Source organism: Aureimonas sp. Leaf427, assembly GCF_001425485.1.
GTDB lineage: Bacteria > Pseudomonadota > Alphaproteobacteria > Rhizobiales > Rhizobiaceae > Plantimonas.
The window spans coordinates 442,113-466,446 of the sequence record NZ_LMQW01000012.1 but is presented as its reverse complement, the minus strand read 5'-3'; the positions used below and the strand labels follow the sequence as shown (position 1 = coordinate 466,446).

Here is a 24,334-nt window from a genome sequence, read left to right as displayed (position 1 = left end):
GCGCTCGATACTCATGAAACGATAGAACAACGCGCTACGTCTCCCCGACACTCGCAGAGCAATAGCGCCAAAACAATAAACCGCTTTAAACGGAGAGAGTCGATCATCCATTAAACAAGTAAAATCCGAATGATGATCAGTCCGGCGGATAATATTGACGAAAGTGTCGGTGCAGGCACTCGCGAGACGAGCAGATATTGGCCCTTCCTGTTCGGTCGCCGGCGGTCCGATCGCGAGGCGACGCCGCGGGAAATGCCTGCCGGGCTTTGCCGCGGGGAAACCGATCTCACGCGAGGATCGCCGACGATCCGGCTTTCCTAACAACTCAGGGAACTTTTGGCGCGTCCCCGATTTGTCTCAGCGCCCGTCGGTGGAGCGCCGGAACCGCGCCGCCGATCCTTCGCGACACTGACGCCGCCCTCGGCCGGAACGATCGACATGAGCACCCTATCGGCTGCTGGCCGCGGCGACGTCCGCACGCCCGCAAATTCCGTCCCGCGCGGGCGCTCCGTCAAGGCGCTGTCCGCGGTCAACTTCTTCCTCGCCGACGTGCGCGACGGCCTCGGGCCCTTCCTCGGCATCTTCCTGATCGGGCAGGGCTGGGGCACCGATACGATCGGCTACGTCATGACGATCGGCGGCATCGCGGGCATGCTGGCGACGACTCCGCTCGGCGCCCTGGCGGATGCCTCCAAGGCCAAGCGCTTCATGGTCGCCTTCTGCGCCGCGCTCGTCATCGTCGCCTCGCTCGCCATCCTCTTCATTCCGACCTTCCCCTTCGTCGCCGCCTCGCAGATCGCCACGGGCATCGCGGGCGCGGCCATCGGCCCGGCCATCGCGGGCCTGACGCTCGGCCTCGTCGGGCAGAAGGGGCTCGCCCACCAGCTCGGCCGGAACGAGGCGTGGAACCACGGCGGCAACGTCTTCGCCGCCGCCGGCTGCGGCTTCTTCGGCTACGAGTTCGGGCTCACCGCCGTCTTCATCCTGATGACCGTCATGGCGGTCGGCTCGATCGCAGCGGTCCTGACGATCAAGGCGGACGACATCGACCACGACGCCGCGCGCGGCCTCAACTCCAAGCGAGGCGAGGCCGGCAAGGCCGAGGCGGAAAAGAACGGGGCGGCGGAGGGCGATGCGCCGTCGAGCTTCGGCGTCCTCTTCAAGTCCGGTCCGCTTCTCATCCTCGCCGCCACCCTCATGCTCTTCCACTTCGGCAACGGCGCCATGCTGCCGCTGCTCGGCCAGCAGGTCGCGGCCCAGGCGACGAGCGCGGAGGGCGCGGCGGGCGTCGCGGCCGATGGCGAGACGGCACCGGCATCCGGCCCGGCCTCGGCTCCGTCGGGCGTTTCGCCCGCCCCGGCGGGGTCTTCGACCGCCAGCGCCCCGGACACGACGATCGGGCCGAGCACGGCGACATCGGGCCGCCCCGCGACCTCGCCGGCCGCGCAGCCGACCTCGCTCCAGGCATTGCTCGCCGATCCCGTCGCCTACACGGCCGCGACCGTCATCATCGCCCAGCTGACCATGATCCCCATCGCGCTGCTGGCGGCCGGGTTCGCCGGACGGCGCGGCTACTTCCTCCTCCTCGTCGCCGCCCTCGTGGCCCTCCCGATCCGCGGCCTGATCGCGGGCCTCTGGCCGAGCCCCTTCGCGCTGATCCCGGTGCAGATGCTGGACGGCGTCGGTGCCGGCCTTCTTGGCGTCGCCGTGCCCGGCCTCGTCGCGCGCATCCTGAAGGGCACGGGCCACGTCAATGCGGGCCTCGGCGCCGTCATGACCGTGCAGGGCGTCGGCGCCTCGCTGAGCCCGGCGCTCGCCGGCTTCATCGTCGCCCGCTACGGGTTCTCGGCGGCCTATCTGGTTCTGGCGGGCTTTGCCGTCTGCGGTCTCGTCCTCTGGCTCGTCTCGGCCTCCAAGGTCTCCAAGGCCTGCGCCGCCCATTCCGAGGACTGACGCCGAGCTTGCGGCCGCGAAAGCCGGCTAACGGCTTTCGGGAGCCGCGGGGCGGAACGCCGCCCGGCCGGCGGGACTTGGCAGGATGGAGCGGCCCTCGAGCCGCCTTTTTGCGGCGCATCCCCTGCCGCCTGTCCCGACACCCCGTTCAACGAGAGCAGTCCCATGGCGAACTTCCCCGCGCAGCATCAGGATGCCGATCCCGGCCTCGAACACGAGATGAACCCGCGGCCCGACTATGCCCCCCGCTTTCCCGGCGCCGGTCGCCTCGCGGGCAAGGCCGCGATCATCACCGGCGGCGACAGCGGCATCGGCCGGGCCACCGCCGTCGCCTTCGCCCGCGAGGGCGCGGACGTCGCGATCGTCTATCTCGACGAGGATCGCGACGCCGAGGAGACCAAGGCGCTGATCGAGGCGGAGGGCACGCGGGCCCTGCTCGTCAAGGGCAACGTCCGGCAGAAGGCCTTCTGCACGAAGGCCGTCGAGGAGGCCGCGAAGGCCTTCGGCAGGCTCGACATCCTCGTCAACAACGCCGCCCACCAGGAGATCGCCGAGGACGTGCGCGAGATCAGCGAGGAGCAGCTCGCCAAGACCTTCGAGACCAACATCTACGCCTACTTCTATATGACGCAGGCGGCCCTCGATCACCTGAAGCCGGGCGCCTCCATCGTCAACGTCACCTCGGTCAACAGCTACAAGGGCAACGAGAAGCTGATCGACTATTCCTCGACCAAGGGCGCGATCACGGCCTTCACGCGCTCCATGGCCTCGAACCTCGTGGAGAAGGGCATCCGCGTGAACGGCGTCGCGCCCGGCCCGATCTGGACGCCCTTCATCCCCATGTCCTTCCCCGCCGACAAGGTCGCCGAGTTCGGCTCGGAAGTTCCGATGAAGCGCGCGGGCCAGCCGAACGAGGTCGCCTCCGCGCTCCTCTTCCTCGCCTCCGACGATGCGTCCTACTTCACGGGGCAGGTGCTCCATCCGAACGGCGGCATGATCGTCGGAGCCTGACGAAACGGTTCGGGGCGCCGCTGCCGCACACCCGGACCGAGATCCGCCGCGTGGGAGCTTTCCGCTCCCGCGCGGGCTTCGGCGATCGGTCCGGTCCGGCCGGGAGCCGCGTTAAGGCGCCGGAGAGCCGCCGGGTGTAGACTCGCCCGGCCGAAATCCTCCGGCACCCGCGCCGCGTTTCGCCAAACGGCATTTCTGTGATAGGCGGCGCACACGAACGTCAGGACCGCCGCTCCATGCCCTTGCCCGCCCGGATGACCGTCTCGCGCCGCGCCGTCGGGGGCCCCGAGACCGAGGATGCCCTTCTCGTCGGCATCCTGGACAAGGCCGCGCTCGCAGCCGAGCTCGACGCGCTCGCCGTCGGCCGCGAACAGGGCGCTGGCGCCTCGCACGCGGTCCGCGCCGAGGTGCTCGCCCTTTTGAAGCGGCGCGTTGCCGAAGGGCGCAAGGCCGCCGAGGCGCTGCTCTTTGCCGAAGGCAGCGGGCTTCGCTGCGCGCGCCGGCTCTCCGCGCTGCAGGACGCCCTGCTGCGGGCGATCTACCGCTTCGCCGTGCGCCACGTCTTCGATGCCTCCAACCTGTCGGCGGGCGAGCGCATGACGGTCGTCGCCGTCGGCGGCTACGGGCGCGGCACGCTGGCGCCGGGCTCCGACATCGATCTTCTCTTCCTCCTGCCCTACAAGCAGACGGTCCTCGGCGAGCAGCTCGTCGAGTATCTCCTCTATCTGCTCTGGGATCTCGGCTTCAAGGTCGGCCATGCCACGCGCACGGTCGAGGACTGCATCCGCCTCGCCAAGTCCGACTTCACCATCCGCACCGCCATCCTGGAGCGCCGCCCGATCATCGGCGACGAGGCGCTCTATGCCGAACTGTCCAAGCGCTTCGACCAGGAGGTCGTGGAGGGCACGAGCCGCGCCTTCATCGTCGCCAAGCTCGCCGAGCGCGATGCGCGCCACAAGAAGAGCGGCGACACGCGCTATCTGGTCGAGCCGAACGTCAAGGAGGGCAAGGGCGGGCTTCGCGACCTGAACACGCTCTTCTGGATCGCCAAGGACCACTACCGGCTGGAGACGTCCGAGCAGTTCGTCGCCGCCGGCGTCTTCTCCCGCCGCGAGGCGCGCCTCTTCCACAAGGCCGAGGATTTCCTCTGGGCCGTGCGCTGCCACATGCACTTCTTGACCGGCAAGGCCGAGGAGCGCCTGTCCTTCGATCTCCAGCGCGAGATCGCCGCACGGCTCGGCTACAACGCCCATCCCGGCATGCGCGACGTCGAGCGCTTCATGAAGCACTACTTCCTGATCGCCAAGGATGTCGGCGACCTCACCGGCATCCTCTGCGCCGCGCTGGAGGAGGAGGAAGCCAAGGAGGCGCCGCTCCTCAAGAGCTTCGTGCGCTCGCTTCGCCAGCGTGCGCGCAAGATCCCCGGCACGCTCGACTTCCACGTCGACAACAACCGCATCAACGTCACGAGCCGCGAGGTCTTCCAGAAGGACCCGGTGAACCTCATCCGGATCTTCAAGCTCGCAGCCTCCATGCAGCTCGAATACCATCCGAACGCGCTGCATCTCATCCGCCGCTCGCTGATCCTCGTCGATGCCAAGCTTCGCGAGAACAAGGAGGCCAACAGCCTCTTCCTCGACGTCCTCACCGACCGGCTCGATCCCGAGCTGCATCTGCGGCGCATGAACGAGGCCGGCGTCCTCGGCCGCTTCATCCCCGATTTCGGCCGCATCGTCTCGATGATGCAGTTCAACATGTACCATCACTACACGGTGGACGAGCATCTCCTGCGCTCCATCGCCATGCTCTCGCGCATTGAGCGCGACGAGCTCGGCGACGAGCTGCCGGTCTCCACCGGCATCGTGAAGGACATGAAGGACCGCGTGCCGCTCTACGTCGCGCTGCTCCTCCACGACATCGCCAAGGGCCGCCCGGAGGACCATTCGGTCATGGGCGCCAAGATCGCGCGCAAGCTCTGTCCGCGGCTCGGGCTCGACGAGCGCGAGACCGACCTCGTCGCCTGGCTGGTCGAGGACCATCTCGTCCTCTCCATGACGGCGCAGCAGCGCGACCTCAACGACCGCAAGACGATCCTCGACTTCGCCGAGCGCGTGCGCACGCTCGACCGGCTGAAGCTCCTGACCGTGCTCACCGTCTGCGACATCCGCGCGGTCGGCCCCGGCGTCTGGAACGGCTGGAAGGGCCAGCTGATCCGCACGCTCTACTGGGAGACCGAGCCGGTTCTGACCGGCGGCTTCTCGCAGACGCCGCGCTCGCAGCGCTTCGCCCGGGCGCGCGAGCTTCTGGCCGAGCGCCTCGCCGACTGGTCGGAGGCGGAGCGGGCCGCCTATATCGACCTCCACTATCAGAACTACTTCCTGACCGTGCCCCTCGAGGAGCAGCGCCGCCACGCGGATTTCGTGCGCCAGGCGACGGTGGCCGGGCGGGAGCTGCACATCGAGGCGCGCACCGACGCCTACCGCGCCATCACCGAGATCATGGTTCTGGCGCCCGACCACCCGCGCCTCGTCTCGCTGATCGCGGGCGCCTGCGCGGCCGCCGGCGCCAACATCGCGGACGCGCAGATCTTCACCATGGCCGACGGGCGCGCGCTCGACATCGTGACGCTGAACCGCGAATTCTCCGGCGACGAGGACGAGATGCGCCGGGCGCAGCGGATCGGCGGCCACATCCGCAACCTTCTCGACGGCTGCGAGATCATGCCGAAGCTGATCGCCGGCCGGAAGGGCGCGCGCATCGGGCGCCCCTTCAGCGTCAAGCCGCGCGTCTCCATCGACAACGCGCTCTCCAACCAGTTCACCGTCGTGGAGGTGGAGGGGCTGGACCGGCCGGGGCTTCTGGCCGACCTCACCGGCGCGCTCTCCGATCTCAGCCTCGACATCCGCTCGGCCCATATCTCGACCTATGGCGAGAAGGTCGTCGACGTGTTCTACGTCACCGATCTCACCAAGATGAAGGTCGTGGGCGAGGCCCGCATCGGGCGGATCGAGCGCCGGATGATCTCGGTCTTCGAAAATCCCGAGGCCGAGCTGTCCTCGCCGACCGCCCGTCCGAGCGCCCGAGCCTTCGGCTTCGCCTCCCTTTGAGTTTCATCCCATGAGCCTTGCCGGAAAATTCGCCACCGTGGGCGGCGCGACGCTGCTGTCGCGCCTCTTCGGGTTCGGCCGCGAGATGATGATGGCCTCCGCCCTCGGCATCGGGCCGGTCGCGGACGCCTTCAACCTCGCCTTCCGCTTTCCCAACCTCTTCCGGCGCCTCTTTGCGGAAGGGGCCTTCAACGCCGCCTTCATCCCGCTCTTCGCCCGCAAGCTCGAAGAGGACGGCGAGGCGGGCGCGCGCGCCTTCGCGACCGAGGTCTTCTCCACGCTCTTCGTCGTCCTGGCGGGCCTCACCGTGCTCGCCATGATCTTCATGCCCTTCCTGGTGCAGACGATCATCGCGCCGGGTCTTTCCGCCTGCATCGACGAGGCGGGCGCCCGTCAGGCGCTCTCCTGCGCCGAGCGCTTCGACATCACCGTCGCCTTCTCGCGCATCATGTTCCCCTATCTCGCCTGCATGTCGCTGATGGCGATGGTGTCGGGCATTCTCAACGCCTTCCGGCGCTTCTTCGCGGCGGCCGCGGCGCCGACGATCCTCAACATCGTCCTCATCTCGGTCCTGGCCTGGTGCTGGTGGACGGGCGCGAACACGGCGACGATCGGCTTCCTGATGAGCTGGGGCGTCCTCATCGCCGGCATCGCGCAGCTCGCCATGGTGACGATCGCCATGCGCATGGCCGGCTTCGGCGTCAGCCTCCAGCGCCCGCGCTGGACGGCCGGGCTGAAGCGGCTTCTGATCCTCGCCGGCCCCGCCGCGCTGATCGGCGGCATCACGCAGATCAACCTCTTCGTCGGACAGGCCATCGCCTCCTACAAGCCGGGCGCGGTCTCGATCCTCCAATATGCCGATCGGCCCTACCAGCTGCCGCTCGGCATGGTGGGCGTCGCCATCGGCGTCGTGCTTCTGCCCGAGCTCGCCCGCGCGCTGAAGGCGGGGCGCCTCGCCGAGGCGCAGCACACGCAGAACCGGAGCCTGGAATTCGCGCTCTTCCTGACCGTCCCGGCCGCGGTCGCGCTCTACGTCATTCCCGAGCCGATCATCCGCCTGATCTACGAGCGCGGCGCCTTCGACGCGGCGACGACGGGGCCGGTGGCGAGCGTCCTCGGCCTCTATGCGCTGGGCCTTCCCGCCTTCGTCCTCATCAAGGTCTTCTCGCCCGGCTATTTCGCGCGGGAGGACACGAAGACGCCGATGGTCGTCACCGGCGCCTCGGCCGTCGCCAACATCCTCCTCTCGCTCGGTCTCTTCCGGCTCTATGCCGAGCAGGGCATCGCGCTCGCGACGACGCTGGCCGGCTGGCTGAACGCGGTCCTCCTCTTCGAGGGCCTGCGCAGCCGGGGCCTCTGGAAGCTCGACGCCGCGCTCGTGAAGCGGGGCCTTCTCGTCGTCCTGTCGGCGGGGCTGATGGGCCTCGCGCTGGTCGGGCTCACCCAGGTGATGGAGCCCTGGCTGCGGCCGGGATCGAGCGTCTTCGAACAGGCGCTCGGCGTCCTCGTCCTCGTCGCCGTCGCCATGCTCGTCTATTTCGCGCTGACGCTCGCGACCGGCGCCGTCGACCGCAGCCTCGTGATGAAGGTCGTGCGCCGCAAGCGGTGACGGCGCGTTCCGGGGTTCGGCCGCCCGTGCCCGCCTTCGGGCAAGCGGGCGGCTTGATCGCGGAGAAGCCACGGTGCATAGGTCCGCTCCGCGGGAAAGGTCCCGCCTTGCGGGGGGCGACCCTTGCGAGAAGGATCGAGCCGAGGGCGCCATGTCACAGCTAAGTTCGGCCGGCTTCGAGCCGCGCGTCTTTTCCGGCGTCCAGCCGACCGGCAATCTCCATCTCGGCAACTATCTCGGCGCGATCAAGAAATTCGTCGCGCTGCAGGAGCGGCAGGCCTGCCTCTTCTGCGTCGTCGATCTCCACTCGATCACGGCCCAGCTCGTCCACGAGGACCTCGTCGGCCAGACGCGCCAGATCGCCGCCGCCTTCATCGCCTCCGGCATCGACCCGAAGAAGAACATCGTCTTCAACCAGAGCCGCGTGCCCGGCCATGCGGAACTCGCCTGGGTGTTCAACTGCGTGGCGCGCGTCGGCTGGATGAACCGCATGACGCAGTTCAAGGAGAAGGCCGGCAAGGACCGCGAGAACGCCTCGCTCGGCCTTCTCGCCTACCCCTCCCTGATGGCCGCCGACATCCTTCTCTATCGCGCGACGCACGTGCCCGTCGGCGACGACCAGAAGCAGCACCTGGAGCTGACGCGCGACATCGCCGCCAAGTTCAACAACGACTTCGCCGCCCGGATCGAGGCGCTCGGCCTCGGCGTTCCCATGGGCGCTCAGGGGGGCGGCGCCGATGGCGAGACCGGCTTCTTCCCGATCACCGAGCCGCTGATCGAGGGGCCGGCGACGCGCGTCATGAGCCTCAAGGACGGCGCCAAGAAGATGTCGAAGTCCGACCCGTCCGATCTGTCGCGCATCAACCTCACCGACGATGCCGAGACGATCGCGCGCAAGATCCGCAAGGCCAAGACCGACCCGCAGGACCTGCCCTCCGACGTCGCGGGCCTTGCCGGGCGCCCCGAGGCGGAGAACCTCGTCGGCATCTTCGCCGCGCTGGCCGGCCGCGACAAGGCGGGCGTCCTGTCCGAGTTCGGCGGCCGCCAGTTCTCCGCCTTCAAGCCGATCCTCGCCGAACTCGCCGTCGAGACCCTTGCCCCCATCACCGGCGAGATGCGCCGCATCATGGACGACCCCGCCGAGATCGACCGCACGCTCTCGGAGGGCGGCGCCAGAGCGCGGGACCTCGCCGACGTCACCATGCGCGACGTTCGCGACATCGTCGGCTTCCTGTCGGACTGACACCGGCAGCGGCGACGAGGGACCGCTTCTCGCCGCTTGCCCTTCCCCCGCCTCGCTGCCATCTTCCCGCCATGGTCTCCAAACGAACGAGCCGGGATGCCGGCGGCCGGCGGAAGTTTCTCGCCATCATCGACGCGACGCCCGAATGCGGGCGCGCGGCCTCCTATGCCGCGCGGCGCGCCAAGTCGAGCGGCGGGGCGGCGGTGTTTCTCTATGTCGTGGAATCCGCGGATTTCCAGCAGTTCCTCGGCGTCGAGAAGATCATGCGCGCCGAGGCCGAGGCCGAGGCCCATGCCCGGCTCTCCAAGATCGCCGAGGAGATCCGCGAGAGCGTCGGCATCGAGCCCGAACTCGTCGTGCGCGAGGGCAAGACGGACGAGGAGATCCACGCCCTGATCGAATCGGACCGCGAGATCGCGATCCTCGTCCTGGCGTCGGGAAACTCGACGGAAGGGCCGGGCCCGCTCGTCTCCTCCGTCGCGGGCAAGGCGGCGGCCTTTCCGATTCCCGTCACGATCGTGCCGTCCACGCTGACCGACGACGAGATCGAGAGCCTGAGCTAGAGCATCGTGCGCGATGCTCCGACCCCCTTCATCGAAGCCGCTTCGATCCCCATATCCAGGCCATCGAGCGCTCGCCTTGTCGCGGCGCGGCAAGCGGCGTAGACGAGAAGCGTTCCAAACACGAGCGGGCGCGGCCTTGACCCGTCGCCTTAGCGAGGCCCATCGATGTTCATCCAGACCGAAGTCACGCCGAACCCGGCGACCCTCAAGTTCCTGCCCGGCCGCGTCGTCGTGGAGGACGGGGCCGTCGAATTCCTGACACGCGAGGACGCCGAAGCCCGTTCCCCGCTCGCCGGCCGCCTGATGGAGATTTCCGGCGTGACCGGCGTCTTCTTCGGCTACGATTTCGTGACCGTCACCAAGGACGGACCGGACTGGCAGCACCTCAAGCCGGCGATTCTCGCCGGGCTGATGGAGCATTTCATGTCGGACCGCCCGGTCATGGCTGCCTCGGGCGCCGCCGCCCCGGCGGAGGACGGCGAGGAGTTCTTCGAGGAGGGCGATGCAGGCATCGTCGAGACGATCAAGGAACTGCTGGAATCGCGCGTCCGCCCAGCCGTCGCGCAGGATGGCGGCGACATCACCTTCCGCGGCTTTCGCGAGGGAACGGTCTATCTGAACATGCGCGGCTCCTGCGCCGGCTGCCCGTCCTCGACCGCGACGCTGAAGCACGGCATCCAGAACCTCCTGCGCCATTTCATTCCCGAGGTGGAGCAGGTCGAAGCGGTCTGAGCGGACCGCGGTCTTGCTTCTGGCCATCGACACCGCCGGTTCGCGCTGCTCGGCCTGCCTCTTCGATCCGAAGACGCGGCAGGTTCTCGCGCGGGCCGATCCCGACATCGGCAAGGGCCATGCCGAACGGCTGATGGACGACGTGGCGGGCCTCCTCGGCGAGGCCGGCGCGACCTATGCCGATCTGACCAGGCTTGCCGTCGTCGTCGGTCCCGGCTCCTTCACGGGGCTGCGCGTCGGCGTCGCCGCCGTCCGTGGCCTGTCGCTGGCGCTGGGCCTTCCGGCGCTCGGGGTGGGCACGCTGGAGGCGCTGGCAGAGCCGCATCGGGGCGGGGGGCTGCCCGTCCTCGCGGTTCTCGACGCCAAGCGTGGCGAGATCTATGCCGCCCTCCACGACTCCGATGGCACCGAGATCCTGGAGCCGACGGCCCTCGCGCCCGCCGATCTGCCGGGCTTTCTTGCTGGCTTTGAAGAGGGCGCCTCGCTGATCGTGACCGGCAGCGGCGCTTCGATCGCGGCCGATGCGCTGGCGGGCCGTTGGCCGGTGCGGGCAATGCCGGAGGCCTATGTCGATATCGCCGCCGTCGCGCGCATCGCGGCGTCGCGGGAGCCGGGAGCCGTGCCGAGCCCGCTCTATCTGCGGGGTGCCGATGCCAAGCCGCCGACGCGTGCTGCGATCGAGCGCATCGCCATGGACGCGCCGAGATGAAAAGATAGCTGCAAATCATCCTTGCGAAAGGAAACGGCCACTAGACTGGGCGGGATCGGAGGGGCCGGGCGTCAAGATCCGTGCCCTCCGAAGATTGGATCGGGCGGATCGGCGAGGCCGATCGGGGAGGGGCTGGCAATGTATTGGGTTCTGCCGTTCGTTTGGTCGGTGTCCTTCTGGGACAGTCTCGTCAACGGTGGTCCGCCGGTGGCGACCGAGCTCGGCCCCGACGACCTCGATTTCGCAGCCGCTCTCCACAGCGACGCCTTCGCCCGCCCCTGGTCGGGCGACGAGTTCGCCTCGCTCCTCTCGCAGCCCGGAACCTTCGGCTTCGTCGCGCGGCGCGTCGGCGCGGCGGCCTCCGCGCCGCTCGGCGTCGTCGTCGTGCGAAGCGCCGCCGACGAGGCGGAAATCCTCACCATCACCGTCTCGCGGCAGGCGCGCGGCCAGGGCATCGGGCGGCTCCTGATGGACAGCGTTCTGCAGCGGCTGCATGCCGACCGCGTCGCCACGCTCTTCCTGGAGGTCGACGAGGAGAACGCGCCCGCGCTCGCGCTCTACCGGCGCCTGCGCTTTGCCGAGGTCGGCCGTCGGCCCGCCTATTATGCCGATGCCGAGGGGCGCCACACGAGCGCGCTTGTCCTCAAGCGGACCCTGCGCTAGAGCGCCGGTCGGCGGGATCGACCCGCTCGGGAGCCTCGATGCGGCGGCGTGACATCGTCCGGAAAGGCGCGGGCCGCTCTTGATCGCCTGGACCCGCATCGTCTGCGTCGCGCTTGCGCTCGCGCTCGTCTCCCTCGTTCTGGCGCCGCTCCAGATCCTGGCGCTGCGCTGCCGCTGGCGGCTGGCCCGGCGTTTGCCGATCCTCTGGCATCGCCTGGCCTGCCGGCTGATCGGGCTTCGCGTCGTCACGCGCGGCGTGCCCTGTGCCGCGCGCCCGCTTCTCCTCGTCGCCAATCACCAGTCCTGGGCCGATATCCTGGCGCTCGGGCAGGTCGCGGAAGTCTCCTTCATCGCCAAGGCCGAGGTGCGGTCCTGGCCGGTCTTCGGCTGGCTCGCCGTTCTCCAGCGCACCGTCTTCGTGGCGCGCGAGGAGCGCGGGCGCACCGCCGAACAGGCCGACGCCATCGCCGAGCGCCTGTCGGAGGGCGACGCCATGGTGCTCTTCGCGGAGGGGACCACCTCCGACGGCAACGGGCTCCTGCCCTTCAAGACCGCGCTCTTCGGCGCCGCGCAGGCCGCGATCCGCCGCTCCGGCGCCGCCGAAGTGGCGGTCCAGCCCGTGGCGGTCGCCTATACGCGGCTGCACGGCATGCCCATGGGCCGCTACTTCCGCCCGCTCGCGGCCTGGCCGGGCGACGTCACGCTCGGGCCCCATCTCCTCGCCTTCCTGAAGGAGGGCGCGATCGACGTCGAGGTGTCCTTCGGCGAGCCGATCGCCTTCTCCGCCGCGAGCGACCGCAAGACGGTCGGCCGCCGGACGGAGGCCGAGGTGCGCCGCCTTCTGGCCGAGAGCCTTGCCGGACGCGCCGGATCGTGAGGAGCGACGATCCGCGCGCGATGGGCCTAGAGGCTGTTATGAACCTTGGACAGGTGTTGTGTCGTGTCAGCGACGTTCAGGCCGGTAGGAGGGTGGAACAGGCAAGACTGTCCGTCTTGTCTGTTCTGGCCGACGCCCCGGATGACGTCGCTCACACGACCCGAAGGGCCGGTCGTGTTGGGTCGCGGATGTGCGTCGCCCTCTTTGCCAGTAGCCGCGCTACCGGCTGCATCAGGCTCCTACCCCGCGACCCAACACAAGCGGCACAACACCTGTCCAAGGTTCATAACAGCCTCTAGATCGGCGATTGCGTCTCGACGCTGCGGGCACGATATGGGAGGATAAAGTTTAGGAGCGCCTGACCCGCCGGCCTTGCAAGGGGCCGGCCCAGGGCTCTCAGGGCGATTTCAGAAGAGCGCATGGACGTTAGACGAGAAGAAGCGGCGCCAGATCAGCGTGCGGAGACCCCGGTCGTCCCGCGCCCGTCGGATCGGAGCCCGCAGGATGCGCCGCAGCGCAAGGTCTTCATCAAGACCTATGGCTGCCAGATGAACGTCTACGATTCGCAGCGGATGGGCGACGCCCTCGCGCGCGACGGCTACGAGCCGACCGAGACGATCGAGGAGGCCGACCTCGTCCTCCTCAACACCTGCCACATTCGCGAGCGCGCGGCCGAGAAGGTCTATTCCGAGCTCGGGCGCATCCGCCTTTTGAAGGCCGAGCGCGAGGCCGCGGGCGCGACGATGAGCGTCGCGGTCGCCGGCTGCGTGGCGCAGGCGGAGGGCCAGGAAATCCTCGACCGCGCCAAGGTCGTCGATCTCGTCATCGGCCCGCAGACCTATCACCGGCTGCCGCAGGCGCTGGCCCGCGTGAAGGCCGGCGAGCGCGTGCTCGACACCGACTATGCGGTGGAGGACAAGTTCCGGCATCTGCCCGACCAGCGCCCGCGCGAGATCGCGCGACGCGGCGTCACGGCCTTCCTCACCGTTCAGGAGGGCTGCGACAAGTTCTGCACCTTCTGCGTCGTGCCCTATACGCGCGGCTCCGAAGTCTCGCGCCCCGCCGACATGATCCTCGCCGAGGCGCGGCGGCTGGCCGATGCCGGCGTTCGCGAGATCACGCTGCTCGGGCAGAACGTCAACGCCTGGAACGGGGCCTGGAGCGGCGAGATGGCCGGCCGGCCCGGCGGTCTCGGCGGTCTCCTTCGCGCGCTGTCCGAGGTGCCCGGCGTCGCGCGCCTGCGCTACACGACCTCCCATCCCCGCGACATGGACGACGACCTCATCGCCGCCCACGCCGACATGCGCTCGCTGATGCCCTACCTGCATCTGCCCGTTCAATCCGGCTCCGACCGCATCCTGAAGGCGATGAACCGACGCCACACGGCGGCGGACTATCTGAAGCTTCTCGACCGCATCCGCGCCGCGCGGCCCGATATCGCGCTGTCCGGCGATTTCATCGTCGGCTTCCCCGGCGAGACGGAGGCCGATTTCGAAGCGACGATGGAGCTGGTGCGCTCCGTCGGCTACGCCTCCGCCTTCTCGTTCAAATACTCCGCCCGGCCGGGCACGCCCGGCGCGTCGCTGCCCGATCACGTTCCCGAAGCCGTCATGGCCGAGCGCCTGGAGCGCCTGCAGGCGCTGCTTCGCGACCAGACGGCGGCCTTCACCGCCTCGCTCGTCGGCCGCGAGATCGAGGTCCTGATCGAGAAGCCCGGCCGCTACGACAACCAGCTGGTCGGCCGCTCGCCCTATCTCCAGCCCGTGCTCCTGCCGGTTTCCGCCGGCGCGATCGGCGACGTCGTGTCCGTGCGCATGGCGGGCATCGTGGCCAATTCGCTCTTTGCCGAAGGCGCGGAGCCCGAAGAGGGCTCCCGGCGTTTGCCGATCGCGGAGCCCGCTCCGATCAAGCTCGAGCGCCCACACTCTCGCCGTCCCAGGCCCGATGGCGGGCCGGACGCCGGACCCATGAGGAGACGTGCATGAAGGCAGCCCGCGGCGCGGTGCCCCAGTCCGGTGCCTCCGACATGGCGCACATCGTCCTCACCTTCGAGGACAATCGGCTGGCGGGCGCTCTCTTCGGCCAGTTCGACGAGAATCTCGCCCGGATCGAGCAGAAGCTCGAAGTCGATGCGAGGACGCGCGGCAACAAGGTCGAGATCCGCGGCGACGCGGTCGCCTGCGAGCAGGCGCGCCGGGCGCTCGACTATCTCTACGGCCGGCTCCAGGCCGGCGCCGAGCTTCAGCCCTCCGATGTCGACGGCGCCGTGCGCATGGCCATCGCCGAGGATGCCCAGCTCGTCCTGCCCACGCTTGAGAAGAAGGGCCGCATGTCGCTGGCGCAGATTTCGACGCGCAAGAAGACCATCCACGCGCGCACCTCCACGCAGGACGCCTACATGCGCGCGCTCGACCGCGCCGAGTTGGTGCTCGGCATCGGGCCGGCCGGCACGGGCAAGACCTATCTGGCCGTCGCCCATGCCGCGATGCTGCTGGAGCGCGGTCAGGTCGACCGCATCGTCCTGTCGCGCCCCGCCGTCGAGGCGGGCGAGCGCCTGGGCTTCTTGCCCGGCGACCTGAAGGAGAAGGTCGATCCCTATCTCCGCCCGCTCTACGACGCGCTCTACGACATGATCCCGGCCGAGAAGGTCGAGCGGGCGCTCGCCGCCGGCGCGATCGAGGTCGCTCCGCTTGCCTTCATGCGCGGGCGAACGCTCGCCAATTGCTGCGTCATCCTCGACGAGGCGCAGAACACGACCTCCATGCAGATGAAGATGTTCCTGACGCGCCTCGGCGAGAACGCGCGCATGGTCGTCACCGGCGATCCCTCGCAGATCGACCTGCCGCCCGGCCAGAAGTCCGGCCTCGTGGAGGCGCTGCGCGTGCTCGACGGCGTGCCGAACGTCGTGACCGTGCGCTTCGAGGCCAAGGACGTCGTGCGCCACCATCTCGTCCAGGCGATCGTCGAAGCCTACGAGGCCGATGCGGACAAGCACCGTGTGCCCGTCCTGCCGGGCGAGCGATCGTGAGCCGGGCCGCGCCTCTTCAGGCCGTGTCCATCGAGGGCGGGTCTCTCGACGCGGGGCCTCTCGACGCGGGGCACGGGCGCGCCTTCGCCGGCCTCGAGATCGCGCTCGGCATCGAGGACGAGGGCTGGATCGGCGCGGCCTTCGCGCCTGACGAGGCGGCGCTGGAGCGCCTCGTGCGCGGCGCCGTCGAGGCCGCCCTCGCGGGCGGCAACATCCCGCGTGACGTCGAGACCGAACTCGGGGTCACGCTGACCGGCAATGACGAGGTCCGCGCCCTCAACGCCGAATGGCGCGGCAAGGACAAGCCGACCAACGTCCTGTCCTTTCCGCTGGAAGAGCTGGAGGAGGGCGAGGAGCCAGGGCCGATGCTCGGCGATCTCGTTCTGGCGCGCGGCGTGGTCGAGGCCGAGGCGGCGTCCGAGGACAAGGCGCCGGCCCATCATCTCGTCCATCTCCTCGTCCACGGCACGCTCCACTGTCTCGGCTACGACCATGTCGAGGCGGAGGCGGCCGAGCGCATGGAGGCGCTGGAGATCGACATCCTGAAGGGGCTCGGCATCACCGATCCCTATGCCCTGCCGCCGGACGACGGCGAAGGCCTGGACCCAGAGAGGAGTTGAACGCCGCCCTGATGAGCGACCATCCTGCCGATACCGCCGGAGACAGCCTGTCGAACGGCGACGCCGGACCTTTCGAGGACCGAAGTACCCGCGACCCGGCGGCCGGAGAGCGCTGGGGATTTCTGGCCAACGTCTTCGGACGCGCCAAGCCCCGTGAGCCCGCCTATACGCGCGCCGACCTGCTCGACGCTTTCCTCGCGGAGGGCGATGCCGGCACCTTCGCCCCCGAAGAGCGGGCGATGCTGAAGAACCTCCTGAAGCTGCGGGACCTGCGCGTCGAGGACGTCATGGTGCCGCGCGCCGATATCGACGCGATCTCGGCGGACACGACCCTGTCGGACGCCATGCGCGCCTTCGAGGAATGCGGCCATTCCCGCATGCCCGTCTATACCGAGACGCTCGACGACCCGATCGGCATGATCCACATCCGCGACGTCGTCGGCCACATCACGCGGACCGCGCTCGGCGCGGCGGAAGGTGGCTTCGATCTCATGCGCATCGATCTCGCGCGTCCCGTGGGCGAGCTCGACATCATGCGCAAGGTTCTCTACGTGCCGCCCGCCATGCCCGCCTCCAACCTCATGGCGAAGATGCAGGCGACGCGCACGCAGATGGCGCTCGTCATCGACGAATATGGCGGCACCGACGGTCTCGTCTCGCTGGAGGACGTGATCGAGGTCGTCTTCGGCGACATCGAGGACGAGCACGATGCGGAAGAGGCGCTGATCGTGGAGCGCGGCGACGGCGCCTATGTCGTGGAGGCGCGGGCCGAACTTTCCGACATGCGCCGCCATCTCGGGCCGGATTTCGACGTCACGCCGCACGAAGGCGAGGCCGAGACGATCGGCGGCCTGCTCTTCCATGTTCTCGGCCGCGTGCCGGCCAAGGGCGAGCGCTTCGAGCCGGTTCCGGGTTTCGTCTTCGAAGTGCTCGACGCCGATCCGCGGCGCGTGCGGCGCGTCTCCATCGAGCGCCGGAGCGCGGCCGAGGCGCGCCTGCGCCTCGCCTGACGATGAGGGGAGCGGCGCGCCTGCGCCTCGCCTGACGATGAAGGGAACGGCGCCTCTGCGCATGACCTGACGATCCGGCGGGGCGGCGGCGCCTGAACGGCAGCGCCGTTGCAAGGCTGCCGGCACCGTCGGTGCGAAATTGCGAATCGAGGCGCGGTCCTCGCCGCCGGGACGACGATCCCCCTTGACCTCGCCGCCCCGATTGTATGGGAAGTCGGGGCCGGCTCCCGCCCTTTCGGAGCGGGCGCCCCGAGCGCGTCGACGAGCCGTCAGGAGAACCCCGCCGCATGCTGCGCAATCTGGCCGCGTCCATGGTTCTGGCCGACGGTTGGCGGCGAGCTCTCCTCGCTTTCTTCGCCGGCGCCGTCCTGGTGCTGGGCCTGCCGCCCTTCAACCTGCCGCTGGCCGGCTTCGTCGGCTTTCCCATCCTCGTCCTTCTTCTCGACGGAGCGGCCGGCGTGCCGGGCCATGGCGTCATCCGCCGGCTCGGCCCCGCCTTCCGCATCGGCTGGTTCTTCGGCTTCGGCTATTTCGTGGCCGGGCTCTGGTGGCTCGGCGCCGCCATGCTGGTCGACGGGGACGAGTTCATCTGGGCGCTGCCCTTCGCCGTTCTCGGCCTTCCCGCGATCCTCGCCCTCTTCTTCGCCGCCGCCGCCGCCGCCGCGCGCCTTCTCTGGAGCGAGGGAACGGGGCGCATCCTGGCGCTGGCGGCAAGCTTCGCGCTCTTCGAAGTGCTGCGCGGCCGGCTCTTCACGGGCTTTTCCTGGAACGAGATCGGCATCATCGCCGCGCCCGTGCCGCTGCTCATGCAGTCGCTCGCCGAGGTCGGGCTGCACGGGCTGACGCTCGCCGCCGTCTACGTCTTCGCCGCGCCAGCGCTGCTCCTCGATCCGCGCCCCCGGCCGGCCGGCCTCGCCGTCGCGGGGCTTCTCGTCCTCGCCCATGTCGGCTACGGCCTCGTGCGCCTCGCGGCGGCCGAGCCGGGCGATGCCGGCGTCGCGCTGCGCATCGTCCAGCCCAACATTCTCCAGAGCCAGAAATGGGACGCGGCAGAGGCCGAGCGAATCTTCGACCGGCTGATCGAGCTGACAGGTCAGCGCCCCGCGCCGCCGGACGGCGCGCCCGCGAACCCGGATGCGAAGACGATCGTTCTCTGGCCGGAATCCTCGCTGCCCTTCCTCCTCACCGAACGTCCCGACGCTCTCGCCCGCATCGCGGAGGTTCTCCAGCCGAACGAGCTTCTGCTGGCCGGCGCCGTGCGCGTCGAGCCGGCGGGGGAGAGCCAGGAGCCCCGCTACTACAATTCCGTCCTGGCGATCGACGGCGAGGGGCAGATCCTCGATGCCGCCGACAAGGTGCATCTCGTTCCCTTCGGCGAATATCTGCCCTTCCAGGAGACGCTCGAAGCCTCCGGCATCCGGCAGCTGACGGATCTACCCGGCGGCTTCTCCGCGGGGGCCCGGCCGCGGGCGCTGGAGATCGTCGGCTGGCCCGTGGTCCTGCCGCTCATCTGCTACGAGATCATCTTCCAGGACGAGGTCGACCGCTCCCTCGTCGCGCGCGCGGGCGCCATCGTGAACGTCACCAACGATGCGTGGTACGGCCGCACGCCCGGCCCCTACCAGCATCTGCGGCAGGCCGAGCTGACGGCGGTCGCGCTTGGCCTTCCGCTCGTGCGCGCCGCCAATACGGGGATTTCGGTTGTGACCGATGCCTATGGGCGCACCCGCGAGGCGCTGGCGCTGGGATCGACCGGCATCGTGACCTCCGAGCTTACGGTTCGTTCGCCATCAACCCATTTTGCCATCTATGAAAATAGGCCGTTTTGGATAGGCTGGGCCGCCGTCTTGATGGTTTGTGTGGGTTTGCGTTGGTTTGAGTGGAGAAATGAGCGATTGACAGTGTGAATTTCCAACGCGATACAACTTCATAGCCAGCCAATCGATGGACAATCCGGTCGTTGTCTGCTTGCGCTGCGTGTCGGGTATGAGTCGCGTTCCCGCACTGGCCGGTCCCTGTGGCCGCATCGATGATTTCGTGAGGTTTTGAGTCCATGCTCGAGAGCAAGAAGAAGCCGAACCCGGTGGACATCCATGTGGGATCGCGCGTCCGATTGCGGCGGACCATGCTCGGCCTCAGCCAGGAAAAGCTCGGCGAGGCCCTCGGCATCACCTTCCAGCAGATCCAGAAGTACGAGAAGGGCTCCAACCGCATCGGCGCGAGTCGGCTCCAGCGCATATCGGAAGTCCTGAACGTCCCCGTCTCCTTCCTCTTCGAGGATGCGCCCGGCGGCGTCGCCCAGCCTTCGGGCTTCGAGGAGACGGGCTCCGACTACGTGGTCGACTTCCTTTCGACGCCGGAAGGGCTGCAGCTGAACCGGGCCTTCGTGCGCGTCCGCGATCCGAAGGTCCGCCGGCGCATCATCGATCTCGTCCGCTCGCTCGGCGAGGATTCCGAACCGGTCGAGTGAGACGTCGCGCGACCTCCGTGCTTTGCGCTTGACGCTGGCGCACGGGCTCTGCCATGGCCCCCCGGCGGGCGGACGGCTCGTGCCAGCCCAGCCGGAACCCCTGTCATGACCCAGCGCCCCGCCCTTCGCACCGCCATCCCGTCCAAGGCCTGAACGCGATGCCGCCGCGGATTGAGGGTGAGGACCAGAAGACCCGGCTGCGCGAGGCCTTCTTCGGCCGCGTGAAGGGCAAGCGCCTGCGCCCGCGCCAGGAGGAGCTGATGCGGGAGCTTCTGCCCCGGCTCGGCGTCGATCTCTCCTCTCCCGCGCCGGCCGATCTCGCCGAGCTCTTTCCGGTTCCCGTCTCGGCGATTCGGCTGGAGATCGGGTTCGGCGGCGGCGAGCATCTGATCTCGATGGTGGACCGGCATCCCGACACCGGCTTCATCGGCGCCGAACCCTTCGTCAACGGAATGGCCAAGCTCCTGATGGTCCTCAACGAGGCGCCGCGCCCGGCGATCCGCCTCTATGGCGACGACGCGACGCGCCTTCTCGACTGGCTGCCGGAGGCCTCGCTCGACGGCGTCGATCTCCTCTATCCCGACCCCTGGCCGAAGTTCAAACACTGGAAGCGCCGCTTCGTCGGGCCGGCCAATCTCGATCGCCTGGCCCGCGTCCTGAAGCCCGGCGCGCTTTTCCGCTTCGCCTCCGACATCGACACCTACGTCAACTGGACGTTTCTCCACATCCGCCGCCATCCGGGCTTCGAATGGCGGGCGGCGAGCGCGGCCGACTGGCACACGCCCTACGAGGGCTGGCCGGGCACGCGCTACGAGGCCAAGGCTCTGCGCGAGGGGCGGCGGCCCGCCTATCTCACCTTCGAGCGCCTCTGACCGGCTTTCAAGACAAGGGTTGATGCGGGAGCGTTTCTCGCCTATAGAGCCGTTGAAAGTCTCTTCGATGCGGTCGTGAGAGTGGGTCCTGCCGGTCCCGCTCTTTTTTGTTACCGGGGGTCTGCTTCTCGAGCGGATCGCGGTTCCGGGCCGGCGGAGGAGGCGACGAAGACCTTGGCCCACCGCGACCGCGCGGGACGGCGGGGGGACTCGCTCAATCGAGGCCGCGCGATTCGGGAAAGCCCCGCGTCCGGCCGATGATGCCGGAGCCTGCGTGAACGACGACACGACCGCCGAGACCTTCGAGGGCCAGCCCTCTGCGAACGATCGGCGCATCATCACCGAGGACGGACTCGAGGCGCGCATCGCCGCCATCGTGGAGCCCGTGGTCGAGCAGCTCGACTATCGCCTCGTTCGGGTGCGCCTGTCGCAGATGAACGGCATGACGCTCCAGATCATGGCCGAACGGCCGGACGGCACTATGTCGGTGGAAGATTGCGAGGCGATCAGCCGCGCCGTGTCCCCGGTTCTCGACATGGAAGACCCGATCGACCGCGAATATCATCTGGAGGTCTCCTCGCCCGGCATCGACCGCCCGCTCGTGCGGCGCAGCGATTTCGAGGCCTGGAGCCACCATCTCCTGAAGCTCGAGGCGACCCGCGTCGTGGAAGGGCGCAAGCGCTTTCGCGGCAAGGTCGTCGAGGTCGAGGCGGACGGCGTGCGCCTGGAGCGCTCCGAGATCCAGCCGGGCGAGGACGCCATCGTCTCGATCCCCTTCGATGCCATCGCCGATGCGCGGCTCGTCCTCACCGACGAGCTGATCGACGCGGCGCTGAAGGCCGACAAGGCCGCCCGCAAGGGGCTCGGCGACAACGACAACGACGATCCGGACGGGACTCCGGAGGCCTGACGACGGCTAAGGACAGATCCCGGATGCGCCATCCCGTTCGAACGGGCGGGCGGCGCGACGGACAGGGACCGGCACCCCGGCGGACAGTGACCGCCTTGGTGCGGAGACGGACGAGGAGAGACTGAGATGGCAGTCAGTGCGAACAGGCTCGAGCTTCTGCAGATCGCGGATGCCGTCGCGCGCGAGAAGTCGATCGATCGCGAGATCGTCATCGAGGCGATGGCCGATGCGATCCAGAAGGCCGCGCGTTCGCGCTACGGCCAGGAGACCAACATCCGCGTCGACATCAACACGCGCACCGGCGAAATGAAGCTGCAGCGCCTGCTTGAAGTCGTCGAGGAGGTCGAGGACCCCAACACCCAGATCTATCTGGAGCTGGCCCGCGACAAGAATCCCGACGCCGAGCCGGGCGACTTCATCGCCGAGCAGCTCCCCCCGATGGATTTCGGCCGCATCGCCGCCCAGTCGGCCAAGCAGGTCATCGTGCAGAAGGTCCGCGAGGCCGAGCGCGACAAGCAGTATGACGAGTACAAGGACCGCATCGGCGAGATCGTCAACGGCACGGTCAAGCGCGTCGAATACGGAAACGTGATCGTCGATCTCGGCAAGGGCGAGGGCATCATCCGCCGCGACGAGCAGATCCCGCGCGAGCTGTTCCGCTATGGCGACCGCGTCCGGGCCTTCGTCTACGACGTGCGCCGCGAGCAGCGCGGCCCGCAGATCTTCCTGTCGCGCACCCATCCGCAGTTCATGGCGAAGCTCTTCACCATGGAAGTGCCGGAAATCTACGACGGCATCATCGAAATCAAGTCGGTCGCCCGCGATCCGGGCTCGCGCGCCAAGATCGCCGTGATTTCGCGGGACTCCTCGGTCGATCCGGTCGGCGCCTGCGTCGGCATGCGCGGCTCGCGAGTCCAGGCGGTCGTCGCCGAGCTCCAGGGCGAGAAGATCGACATCATTCCCTGGTCGCCGGATGCGGCCTCCTTCCTCGTCAACGCGCTCCAGCCGGCCGAAGTGTCGAAGGTCGTGCTCGATGAGGATGCCGAACGCATTGAAGTCGTGGTGCCTGATGACCAGTTAAGCTTGGCGATCGGTCGCCGCGGCCAGAACGTTCGCCTGGCCTCGCAACTGACCGGCTGGGACATCGACATTCTCACCGAACAGGAAGAGTCCGAGCGCCGCCAGAAGGAATTCGCCGAGCGGTCCGATCTCTTCATGAACGCGCTGAACGTCGACGAGATGGTCGGCCAGCTCCTGGCCTCCGAAGGGTTTGCGACTGTCGAGGAAGTGGCCTATGTCGACCGCGACGAAGTCGCCGCGATCGAGGGCTTCGACGCCGACACGGCCGAGGAGATCCAGAACCGGGCGACCGAGTATCTGGAGCGCCGCGAGACCGAGTTCGACGACAAGCGCAAGAGCCTCGGCGTCGCCGACGAGCTTCGCGAGATCGACGGCCTGACGACGCCGATGCTGGTGGCTCTGGGCGAAGACGGCGTGAAGACGATGGAAGACTTCGCCGGCTGCGCCGCGGACGACCTCACGGGCTGGTCCGAGCGCAAGGACGGCGAGACCAAGCGGTTCCCCGGCGCCCTTTCGGCCTTCGAGATCAGCCGCGTCGATGCCGAGCGCATGATCATGCAGGCCCGCGTCAAGGCCGGCTGGGTGACGGAAGAAGAGCTGGCGGGCCCCGCCGAGGACGATACCGAGGAGGCGGAGACGGTCTGATCGACCGGAACCGCAGGGATGAACGACGCTGAGATCCGCGACGAGACCGGCCCCGAGCCGGGCGACGACGACGATGGGCTGGTGGGGGCTGCCATGAACCCCCGCACCTGCATCGTCTCCCGCAAGGCCTTCGAGCAGGAGGCGCTGATCCGCATCGTCGCCGCACCGGACGGCACCTTGGTCGCCGATATGAAGCGACGGCTTCCCGGACGGGGAGCCCATGTGGAATTGCGGCGCGCGACCATCGAGCAGGCGGTGAAACGCAAGCTCTTTGGCCGGGCGCTGAAGATGGAGGTTCAGGGAGCCGAGGGTCTCGCCGATCAGGTCGACGAGCTGCTCAAGCGCCAGATCCTCACCTTCTTCGGGATGACCCGCAAGGCGGGCCAGCTCGTGGTCGGGGCGACGAAGGTCGATGCCGCGGCGCGGTCCGGGGCGGCTTTGGCCGTTCTCCACGCGCTCGACGGTGCCGAGGACGGCATACGCAAGATCGCGGGGGCCAGACGCGCGGCCGTCGCGATGGGACTGGCCGACGAGGTTCCCGCATTCCGCCTTTTTACGGTGGATGAAATGGGTTTAGCCTTCGGGGGCGGAAATGTGATACATGCAGCCGTCCTTGCCGGAGAGGCGGGCGCGGCGCTCCTGAAGCGCCTCGAAGCGCTATCGAACTACCGGGGCGAGCGCCCCACGGCGATGGCCGGTGAGTCGCAAGAGACTTGAGCCGGACGAAACGGGCCAGCGATTGAGACGACGGCATCCCCCGGGGATGTCGGATGCACGGATGTTTGGCGCGGGATCGACCCCGCGCAGGAAGTGGAAGCGGTAATGAGCGACACGAAGTCCGGCGACGACAAGACGCTGAGCGTGAACACGAAGAAGACCCTGACCCTGAAGCGTGGTGGCGTCGAGCAGTCGACGGTGCGCCAGAGCTTCTCGCATGGGCGCACGAACAACGTGCTCGTGGAGACGAAGAAACGCCGGATCGTGAAGCCGGACGAGAAGGAGGCCGCGCCCGCACAGGCGGCGGCCCCCGCCGCCGCGCCTGCTCCGGCGGCACCGGCTCCCGCCCCGGCCCAGCCGGCCGCCGTCGCGCGCCCGCAGGTCGAGGCTGCGGCTCCCGCTCCGGTCGAGGCGGCAGCACCCGCTCCGGTCGTGGAGGCGAAGGCGCCCGAGGCGAAGGTCGAGGCTCCGAAGGCTCCGGCTCCCGCTGCCGCCGAACCCGCTCCGGCACCCGT

General features: G+C 68.8%; 19 protein-coding genes and 2 pseudogenes. All 21 read left to right on the top strand.

All coding sequences use genetic code 11. The features are described from left to right. The first annotated feature begins 438 nt into the window (after window positions 1–438). Window positions 439–1,953, top strand: coding sequence for an MFS transporter (locus ASG62_RS10390; protein ID WP_056688869.1), 1,515 nt, complete (start codon window positions 439–441; stop codon window positions 1,951–1,953). Window positions 1,954–2,118: 165 nt separating this feature from the next. Beyond that, window positions 2,119–2,964, top strand: coding sequence for an SDR family oxidoreductase (locus tag ASG62_RS10385; protein WP_056688864.1), 846 nt, complete (start codon window positions 2,119–2,121; stop codon window positions 2,962–2,964). 254 nt (window positions 2,965–3,218) lie between these two features. Further along, window positions 3,219–6,071 (top strand): [protein-PII] uridylyltransferase, encoded by a 2,853-nt coding sequence (locus ASG62_RS10380; RefSeq protein WP_056688860.1) that lies wholly within the window; start codon window positions 3,219–3,221, stop codon window positions 6,069–6,071. 10 nt (window positions 6,072–6,081) lie between these two features. Then, on the top strand, window positions 6,082–7,680 hold the full coding sequence (murJ, locus tag ASG62_RS10375) for a murein biosynthesis integral membrane protein MurJ (RefSeq protein WP_056688856.1): 1,599 nt from the start codon (window positions 6,082–6,084) through the stop codon (window positions 7,678–7,680). 151 nt (window positions 7,681–7,831) lie between these two features. Continuing rightward, window positions 7,832–8,923, top strand: a complete 1,092-nt coding sequence (gene trpS, locus ASG62_RS10370; protein WP_056688854.1) for a tryptophan--tRNA ligase — start codon at window positions 7,832–7,834, stop codon at window positions 8,921–8,923. Window positions 8,924–8,994: 71 nt separating this feature from the next. Then, a complete protein-coding gene (locus tag ASG62_RS10365) occupies window positions 8,995–9,486 on the top strand; it encodes a universal stress protein (protein ID WP_056688850.1) in 492 nt (163 codons plus the stop codon). A gap of 165 nt (window positions 9,487–9,651) precedes the next feature. Beyond that, window positions 9,652–10,218 (top strand): NifU family protein, encoded by a 567-nt coding sequence (locus tag ASG62_RS10360; RefSeq protein ID WP_056688848.1) that lies wholly within the window; start codon window positions 9,652–9,654, stop codon window positions 10,216–10,218. 13 nt (window positions 10,219–10,231) lie between these two features. After that, the gene (tsaB, locus tag ASG62_RS10355; protein ID WP_244487434.1) at window positions 10,232–10,927 is read left to right on the top strand and encodes a tRNA (adenosine(37)-N6)-threonylcarbamoyltransferase complex dimerization subunit type 1 TsaB; all 696 of its coding nucleotides are present in this window, start codon (window positions 10,232–10,234) and stop codon (window positions 10,925–10,927) included. 138 nt (window positions 10,928–11,065) lie between these two features. Continuing rightward, window positions 11,066–11,590, top strand: coding sequence for a GNAT family N-acetyltransferase (locus tag ASG62_RS10350; RefSeq protein ID WP_056688841.1), 525 nt, complete (start codon window positions 11,066–11,068; stop codon window positions 11,588–11,590). 79 nt (window positions 11,591–11,669) lie between these two features. After that, window positions 11,670–12,467, top strand: coding sequence for a lysophospholipid acyltransferase family protein (locus ASG62_RS10345; protein WP_056688838.1), 798 nt, complete (start codon window positions 11,670–11,672; stop codon window positions 12,465–12,467). A gap of 419 nt (window positions 12,468–12,886) precedes the next feature. After that, window positions 12,887–14,326, top strand: a pseudogene (gene miaB, locus ASG62_RS10340) (tRNA (N6-isopentenyl adenosine(37)-C2)-methylthiotransferase MiaB); the annotation flags it as partial. Between the two features lie 122 nt (window positions 14,327–14,448). Then, window positions 14,449–15,495: a PhoH family protein gene (locus tag ASG62_RS10335; protein WP_056688833.1), complete on the top strand. Its 1,047-nt coding sequence runs from the start codon at window positions 14,449–14,451 to the stop codon at window positions 15,493–15,495. Between the two features lie 98 nt (window positions 15,496–15,593). Further along, complete coding sequence (gene ybeY, locus ASG62_RS10330; protein WP_056689405.1) at window positions 15,594–16,115, top strand: rRNA maturation RNase YbeY; 522 nt, start codon at window positions 15,594–15,596, stop codon at window positions 16,113–16,115. Window positions 16,116–16,126: 11 nt separating this feature from the next. Beyond that, on the top strand, window positions 16,127–17,125 hold the full coding sequence (locus ASG62_RS10325) for a hemolysin family protein (protein WP_156382049.1): 999 nt from the start codon (window positions 16,127–16,129) through the stop codon (window positions 17,123–17,125). A 287-nt stretch (window positions 17,126–17,412) separates the two neighbouring features. Continuing rightward, on the top strand, window positions 17,413–19,032 hold the full coding sequence (gene lnt / locus ASG62_RS10320; protein WP_056688830.1) for an apolipoprotein N-acyltransferase: 1,620 nt from the start codon (window positions 17,413–17,415) through the stop codon (window positions 19,030–19,032). A gap of 146 nt (window positions 19,033–19,178) precedes the next feature. After that, entirely contained in the window at window positions 19,179–19,595 is a 417-nt protein-coding gene (locus tag ASG62_RS10315; protein WP_056688827.1) for a helix-turn-helix domain-containing protein, read from the top strand. Window positions 19,596–19,753: 158 nt separating this feature from the next. Continuing rightward, complete coding sequence (gene trmB / locus ASG62_RS10310; RefSeq protein ID WP_156382048.1) at window positions 19,754–20,467, top strand: tRNA (guanine(46)-N(7))-methyltransferase TrmB; 714 nt, start codon at window positions 19,754–19,756, stop codon at window positions 20,465–20,467. 274 nt (window positions 20,468–20,741) lie between these two features. Next, entirely contained in the window at window positions 20,742–21,377 is a 636-nt protein-coding gene (gene rimP / locus ASG62_RS10305) for a ribosome maturation factor RimP (protein WP_056688824.1), read from the top strand. A 126-nt stretch (window positions 21,378–21,503) separates the two neighbouring features. Then, window positions 21,504–23,102 carry a transcription termination factor NusA gene (gene nusA, locus ASG62_RS10300; protein ID WP_056688821.1) on the top strand — a complete coding sequence of 533 codons (1,599 nt, stop codon included), beginning with the start codon at window positions 21,504–21,506 and terminating at the stop codon, window positions 23,100–23,102. A gap of 18 nt (window positions 23,103–23,120) precedes the next feature. Continuing rightward, entirely contained in the window at window positions 23,121–23,819 is a 699-nt protein-coding gene (locus ASG62_RS10295) for an RNA-binding protein (RefSeq protein ID WP_056688816.1), read from the top strand. Between the two features lie 105 nt (window positions 23,820–23,924). Continuing rightward, window positions 23,925–24,176 (top strand): annotated as a pseudogene (locus ASG62_RS28010) (translation initiation factor IF-2 associated domain-containing protein); the annotation flags it as partial. Between the last annotated feature and the right edge of the window lie 158 nt (window positions 24,177–24,334).